The sequence below is a fragment of the Streptomyces laculatispora genome (genome assembly GCF_017353455.1).
GTDB classification, from domain to species: domain Bacteria; phylum Actinomycetota; class Actinomycetes; order Streptomycetales; family Streptomycetaceae; genus Streptomyces; species Streptomyces laculatispora.
In genome coordinates, this window is record NZ_JAFMPZ010000364.1 from 1 (window position 1) to 7,172 (window position 7,172).

Below are 7,172 nucleotides of genomic sequence, written 5' to 3' on the forward strand. Positions count from 1 at the left end.
ATCCCGCCCGACGGATCGGGCACACTCACCGACCCCACGCTGCTGGAACTCGCGATGCACGAGGCCGCGGGAGCGGCCGCTGCGGGGGACATTGATGAGGCGGACGGGTGCCAGAGGTCTTGACAACCGGATTGGTCTGGACCATGTTGTGCGCGCCACACTCAATTCCCCCTGCACGGAGGCCGTTGTGGAACGCACGGGACCCCCCGCCCGCATTACCGGACTTCTGGCCGCATTCACGGCGGCCCTGCTGGCCGCCGGCGGCCTGGCAGCCTCGGCGCCGAGCGCCGCGGCGGCCGACGCCGATCTGGCGCGCAACGGAAACTTCGAGGCCGGCCTGGACGGCTGGAGCTGTTCGGGCGGCAGTGGAGCCGCCGTCAGCACCCCCGTGCACGGCGGCACCTCGGCGCTGAAGGCGACCCCGGCCGGCAGCGACTACGCCAAGTGCTCCCAGACCGTGACGGTCAAGCCCGGCTCCACGTACACGCTGAGCACCTGGGTGCAGGGCAGTTACGTCTACCTGGGCGCCGAGGGCACCGGCACGACCGACGTGTCCACCTGGACGCAGTCCGCCGGGGCCTGGAAGCAGCTCACCACCACGTTCAAGACCGGTGCTTCCACCACCTCGGTGAGCGTCTACACGCACGGCTGGTACGGCATCCCCGCCTACTACGCCGACGACCTCACCCTCGTCGGCCCCGGCGGTGATCCGGTCGCACTCCCGGCGGTACCCGCGGGCCTCAAGGTCGGCACGGCCACCGCGTCCTCGGTCCCGCTGTCCTGGACGGCTTCCGCGGGCGCCACCGGCTACAACGTCTACCAGGGCGGTACGAAGGTCCTCTCCGCCACCGGTACCTCGGCGACCGTGACGGGCCTCGCGGCCTCGACCGCGTACAGCTTCCAGGTCACCGCCACCAACTCGGCGGGCGAGTCCGCCAAGTCCGCCGCGGTGCCCGCCACCACCAAGACCGGCGGCAGCGGGGGAGGCGGCGGCACGGACCTGCCGGCCCACGCCCTCGTCGGCTATCTGCACTCCAGCTTCGCCAACGGCTCCGGCTACACCCGGATGGCGGACGTGCCCGACTCCTGGGACGTCATCGACCTGGCCTTCGGTGAGCCGACCTCCGTCACCTCGGGCGACATCCGCTTCTCGCTCTGCCCGGTCGCCGAGTGCCCGAACGTCGAGTCGGCGGCCGAGTTCAAGGCGGCCATCAAGGCCAAGCAGGCCGCGGGCAAGAAGGTGCTGATCTCCATCGGCGGCCAGAACGGACAGGTGCAGCTCGCCACCACCGCCGCCCGTGACACCTTCGTCTCCTCGGTCAGCAAGATCATCGACGAGTACGGTCTGGACGGACTGGACATCGACTTCGAGGGCCACTCGCTCTCGCTGAACACCGGCGACACCGACTTCCGCAGCCCCACCACGCCGGTCATCGGCAACCTGATCTCCGCGGTGAAGACCCTCAAGGCCAAGTACGGCGACAAGTTCGTCCTCACCATGGCCCCCGAGACCTTCTTCGTGCAGCTCGGCTACCAGTACTACGGCTCGGGCCCGTGGGGCGGCCAGGACCCGCGCGCCGGGGCCTACCTCCCGGTGATCCACGCCCTGCGCGACGACCTCACCCTGCTGCACGTCCAGGACTACAACTCGGGCTCCATCATGGGTCTGGACAACCAGTACCACTCGATGGGCGGCGCCGACTTCCATATCGCGATGACCGACATGCTGCTGACCGGCTTCCCGGTGGCGGGCGACCAGACCAAGGTCTTCCCCGGCCTGCGCCCCGACCAGGTCTCGATCGGCCTGCCGGCCTCCACGCAGGCGGGCAACGGCCACACCTCGCCCGCCGAGGTCACCAAGGCGTTGAACTGCCTGACGAAGAAGACCGACTGCGGCTCGTACGCCACTCACGGCACCTGGTCGGGACTCCGCGGACTGATGACCTGGTCGATCAACTGGGACCGCTTCAACCAGTGGGCGTTCTCGAAGAACTTCGACGCCTACTTCGGCGGCTGAGCACCGGCGGGAGGAGCAGCAGCCCGCACAGGAACCAGCTGCCCAGCACGTCCAGCGGCCAGTGATAGCCGCGCAGCACCAGACCGATGCCCGTCGCCGCCGTCAGCAGGACGGCGGCGACGGGCATCATCCATGGGCGCCTCACATACGGGGCGAGCAGCAGCGCCGCGGCCCCGTACGCCACCGCGGCGGTCGCCGCATGGCCCGACGGGTAGTAGCCGGTGGCGTCGGTCAGCGGCCCGGGGCGGGCGATCCAGTCCTTGAGCGGGGCGACGAGCAGCGGCACCGCGGCCATGGTGAGCGCGGCGGTGAACGGTTCCCGGCGTGCGCCGCGCACCAGTGACCAGACGATCGCGCAGCCCAGCACCGGAAGCGCGACCTGCGTACTGCCGAGGTCGGCGAGGAATTCGGTGAGCCGGGCCGGGCCGTGACCGACGAGGGCCCGGCCGGTGCGCTCGTCGAGGCCGCGCAGCGGGCCGTCGGCCGCGATCTGCCAGGTGGTGAGCGCGAACAGGACCGGCAGGACCGACACCACGGAAATGAGAAGAGCCGTCCGTCCCGGAACAGGGGGGGTTGTTCCGGGACGGACGGTCGGACCGGTGTGCCGCGCGCCCCGGGGGGTGTGGGGCGGGCGGCCATCCGATCGGTGAGGAGTTCCGGAGCCCGGGGCTCCAGTGGTGTGCGCGAAGGCACGACCAGGACGGCGCTGGGGGAGCTCCGACCCGGTATCGCCCGCAGTCCCCTGCGGGCGGGGTGTTTCTCTCATCTGCGGAAACCGTACGTCAGGCGATGGGGGGACCGACAGCGGGAACGGTATCCCGCCATCGCCCCCGCACACCTTCTTCACAGGCCCTCACGCGGGCGCCGGTCATCCCCGGAGAAAACGCCGCGCGCCGCTCCGGGACCGCGGACCGCTGCCGCTCCGGGACCGCTCCGGGCCGCTCCGGAACCCAGTGGGCCTCAGACGGTGGCGAAGGCCTGCTCGATCACGTCGAGGCCCTCGTTCAGCAGGTCCTCGCCGATCACCAGCGGTGGCAGGAAGCGCAGGACGTTGCCGTACGTGCCGCAGGTGAGCACCAGCACACCCTCGGCGTGGCAGGCCTTGGCGAGCTGCCCGGCCGCCTCCGGGTTGGGGTCCTTGGTGCCGGACTTCACCAGCTCGATCGCGATCATCGCGCCGCGGCCCCGGATGTCACCGATGAGGTCACCGTTCGGCAGCTTCGCCTGCATCTGCGCGAGCCGGCCCTTCATGACCTCCTCGATGCGCTTCGCCTTCCCGTTCAGGTCCAGCTCGCGCATCGTCTCGATGGCGCCGAGGGCCCCGGCGCAGGCGACCGGGTTCCCGCCGTAGGTGCCGCCGAGGCCGCCGGAGTGCGCGGCGTCCATGATCTCGGCGCGGCCGGTGACCGCGGAGAGCGGGAGGCCGCCCGCGATGCCCTTGGCGGTGGTGATCAGGTCGGGGACGATGCCCTCGTCCTCGCAGGCGAACCACTGGCCGGTGCGGCAGAAGCCGGACTGGATCTCGTCGGCGACGAAGACGATGCCGTTGTCCTTGGCGAACTGCGCGATCGCCGGGAGGAAGCCCTTGGCCGGCTCGATGAACCCGCCCTCGCCGAGCACCGGCTCGATGATGATCGCGGCGACGTTGTCCGCGCCGATCTGCTTGGTGATCTGGTCGATGGCCTGGGCGGAGGCCTCCGCACCGGCGTTCTCGGCACCGGTCGGCCAGCGGTAGCCGTACGCCACCGGCACCCGGTGGACCTCGGGCGCGAACGGGCCGAAGCCCTGCTTGTACGGCATGTTCTTCGCCGTCAGCGCCATCGTGAGGTTGGTCCGGCCGTGGTAGCCGTGGTCGAAGACGACGACGGCGGTGCGCTTGGTGTACGCACGGGCGATCTTCACCGCGTTCTCGACGGCCTCGGCGCCCGAGTTGAACAGCGCCGACTTCTTCGCGTGGTCGCCCGGCGTCAGCTCGGCGAGCTGCTCACAGACCTCGACGTAGCCCTCGTACGGAGTGACCATGAAACAGGTGTGGGTGAAGTCGGCGAGCTGCGCGGACGCGCGCCGCACCACGGCCTCGGCGGAGGCGCCCACCGACGTCACGGCGATACCGGAGCCGAAGTCGATCAGCCGGTTGCCGTCCACGTCCTCGATGATCCCGCCACCGGCACGGGCGGTGAACACCGGCAGCGTGGAGCCCACACCGGCGGCGACCGTCGCGAGGCGGCGGGCCTGCAGCTCCGCCGACTTCGGGCCGGGAATGGCGGTGACGACGCGGCGCTCCTGCGGAATAGCGGTCATGCGGGGCTCCTGGGGGGTGTTTCGGACGCTTTTCTTTCTGCAGGCTAGGGGTGGGGGCGGTCGTCAGGCATGCTCCGATCGGGAGTGATGAGAGGCGTGTCCTTGTCCGTGACGGACAGAAGGCGTGACAGTGGCGGGGCGGCCCCTTCCCCGTCCCTATCCGGGCGCCTTGCTGAACTCACCGTGTCCGCGCACTAGATTGGCCGTGCAGCGGTCGGACCTGGCTGGTCAGGGGGCAACGGTTCATGGACAACGAAGGCACGTACGGCGCCCGGGGCACGCGGGGTGCGCAGCCGCCCGACGGGCCGGGAAGCGCCGTGCCGCACCCGGCCGGCCCGCCGCCCACGGCCCCGCCGGCGTTCCCTCCGACGGTGCCGCCGCCCGCGGTGGCGCCCTCCGCCATGGTTCCGACTGCGGCTCCGCCCGGCCGGCCCGCGACTCCGCCCGGCCGGGACCGGGCCGCCGGTACGGGACCGCCGACGGCCGACTGGCTGAACGCGCCGCGCCCCGACAGTGATCCGGGCGTGTGGCGTTACGCCTACGTGCCACGGCCCGCCGAGCGGCCGCCGCGCCCCTCCCTGGTGGGGCCCGCCGCGACGCTGGTCCTGTGGCTCCTGCTGTGGCTGCTGCTCACCGAGCGCGCCGTTCCGTATGTGTTCAAGCCGATCGAGATCATCACCGGGCCCCAGTGGTGGTCGTTCGGCGGCCTCCGGGACGACGCGCCCGCGCTGGTGGTCAACTCCACCACGCTCTACTACCAGGTCCTCGTGCTCGCCCTGGGCTTCTGGGCAGCCCGGATCGGCGGCTGGGCACGCCTCTTCCGCTACTTCGCGGGCCCACACCTGGACCGGGCCAGGTTCGTGACCTCGGCGGCCGGCGCGCTGCTCACCGTATGGCTCGTATGGACCCGGCGGGTGCCGCTCGCGGACGTACTCCTGCCCGCGGTGCCCACCGGCTTGATGCAGGGGGGCGGCAACCAGTACGCGGCGCTGTTCGTCTCGATCGTGCTCTACGCGCTGATCGGCACCGCGATCGTGTGGCCCTTCGCCAGAATCGGCCAGTGGTCGGTGGAGCTCGGCCCCCTCCTGGGGCGCCTCCGGAAGCAGGCGCCGCAGCAGCCCCGGACCGCTCCCGGCCTGCCCGGGACGGCATCCGCGCAGCCCGGTCCGGCCCCGGCGGACTGGCCCGAGCTGCGGGCCGCAGGCCGGGTGGACGCCGCGGAGGCGCTCACGGCGGCCGTGCACACCGGCCGGATGAACGATGTGGACTGCGTACGGCTGCGCCACGCCTGGGCCGTCGCCCGGACCCGCCCCGACCGCCTCGAATCCTTCACCGAAACCGTGCTCCGCAAGGGTGCGGGCGCCTACCTGCACCCCTCGGGCCACCGCGACCTGCCGCTGCGTACCGCCCCGCACGACCCGCTCACGGGCCAGGTCCGGATCGGCGGCTGCGCGGACGACCCGCGCAACCCCTATCCGCGCCGCGGTTCGGGCCTGGCCCTGGAGCCCGCGTCGCTGGGAACCTCGCTCCTGGCGGTGGGGCCACCCGGCTCGGGGAAGACCGTCGGGGTGGTCCGCCCGGTCATCGAATCCCTCGCCATCAGGGCGCTCACCGGCCAGGCGGCGGTGCTCGCCGTCGGCGGGGCGGGTGCCCAGCTGGGGCCGGACGACGCCTACGACGTCGTCGTCAGGATCGGTGACCCCGCATCCGTGCACGACTTCGACCTCTACGGCGGCACCACCGACCCCGACGAGGCCGCGACCGCCCTCGCGGAGGGGCTGGTCGGCGACATCCCGGGCCTGGACAGCAGGCGTGCGGGCACCGTTCTCGGCCAGCTTCTCGGCCCCTACCGCACCGTCCACGGCAGATTCCCCGGCGTACCCGAACTCCGTGAACTCCTGGAGGGCTCCGTCACCGCGCTGACCGCCCTGCGCCAGGCCCTGGAGGCGGGCGGCCATCGCGCGATGCTGCGCGAGCTGGACGCCCGGGCCCGGCAGACGGGCGGTGCGGGAGACCCGGCGGCCGTGCTCGCCGACCGGATCGCCGTGCTCGACCGGCCGGCCTTCGCCGGATTCTTCTCCACCGGTGACGGCGCCCGGCCGTTCTCGCTGCGGTCCCTGGAACAGCACCCGCTGCGGGTCCGCATCGATCTGCCGGAGCGGGCTCACGCCGAGGCCTCCCATGTACTGGCCCGCCTCGTCCTCGCCCAGTTCAACGCGATCACCGCGGCCCGCTCCGACCGTTCGCTGTTCGTCTGCCTGGTCCTGGACGACGCCACCCACACCGTCACCGCCGAAACCGTCCGGGGCATCCGGCGGCTGCGCTCCGTCAACGCGGGGGCGGTCCTCGCGCTCCGGACCCTGGACGACGTGCCCGAGGCGCTGCACACCGCCCTGCTCGGCTCGGTCGGCTGCAACATGGCCTTCTCCGGCGTCTCCACCTGGGACGGCAAACGCTTCGCCGAGGCATGGGGCAAGGAATGGGTGGAGGTCCGGGAGGTCGCCCAGCACGGTGTCTTCGCCGACCAGCCGCTCACCCGGGCCCTGCACGCCCTGCGGAAGCTCGCTACCGGCAAGGCCGTGACCACGGACGCCGTGACCGTGCGCCAGGTCGAGCGGGAGCGCTGGTCCGCCTCGGGGCTGGCCTACGAATTGGCGGCCGGTCACGCGGTGCTCTCCCTGACCACGGTCGACGGCGAGCACGCACCCCCGCTCCTGGTGGAACTGGGAGGCTGACGGGTTACGTGGGAGCAGCGGTACGGGAGGGCTGAGAGCGGTTACGGGAACCCTGCCGCCCTGGCAGAATCGATGGAAGCCGTTCATACGTGACGGCACAATCGAAGCCCCCCTCCCAA

At 71.9% G+C, this 7,172-nt stretch carries 4 protein-coding genes; 2 read left to right on the forward strand and 2 right to left on the reverse strand.

Annotation, left to right across the window (positions count from 1 at the left end; all coding sequences use genetic code 11):
* The first annotated feature begins 187 nt into the window (after positions 1 to 187).
* Positions 188 to 2,017, forward strand: coding sequence for a chitinase (locus tag J1C73_RS19150; protein ID WP_207317480.1), 1,830 nt, complete (start codon positions 188 to 190; stop codon positions 2,015 to 2,017).
* Here J1C73_RS19150 and J1C73_RS19155 read toward each other — a convergent pair.
* Positions 1,968 to 2,783: a phosphatase PAP2 family protein gene (locus tag J1C73_RS19155; RefSeq protein WP_242644393.1), complete on the reverse strand. Its 816-nt coding sequence runs from the start codon at positions 2,781 to 2,783 to the stop codon at positions 1,968 to 1,970. The two genes, J1C73_RS19150 and J1C73_RS19155, sit on opposite strands and share 50 nt — an antisense overlap.
* A 194-nt stretch (positions 2,784 to 2,977) precedes the next feature.
* Positions 2,978 to 4,318: a 4-aminobutyrate--2-oxoglutarate transaminase gene (gene gabT / locus J1C73_RS19160; RefSeq protein ID WP_207317482.1), complete on the reverse strand. Its 1,341-nt coding sequence runs from the start codon at positions 4,316 to 4,318 to the stop codon at positions 2,978 to 2,980.
* Between the two features lie 245 nt (positions 4,319 to 4,563).
* On the opposite strand from gabT, the gene J1C73_RS19165 reads away from it, so the two are divergent.
* The gene (locus J1C73_RS19165; RefSeq protein ID WP_207317483.1) at positions 4,564 to 7,053 is read left to right on the forward strand and encodes a type IV secretory system conjugative DNA transfer family protein; all 2,490 of its coding nucleotides are present in this window, start codon (positions 4,564 to 4,566) and stop codon (positions 7,051 to 7,053) included.
* Positions 7,054 to 7,172: the final 119 nt, after the last annotated feature.

Bases quoted from the DNA above. Each gene is read 5' to 3' on its own strand.
- J1C73_RS19155 (WP_242644393.1), bottom strand. From the start codon at position 2,783: ATGAGAGAAACACCCCGCCCGCAGGGGACTGCGGGCGATACCGGGTCG.
- gabT (WP_207317482.1), bottom strand. From the start codon at position 4,318: ATGACCGCTATTCCGCAGGAGCGCCGCGTCGTCACCGCCATTCCCGGC.
- J1C73_RS19165 (WP_207317483.1), top strand. From the start codon at position 4,564: ATGGACAACGAAGGCACGTACGGCGCCCGGGGCACGCGGGGTGCGCAG.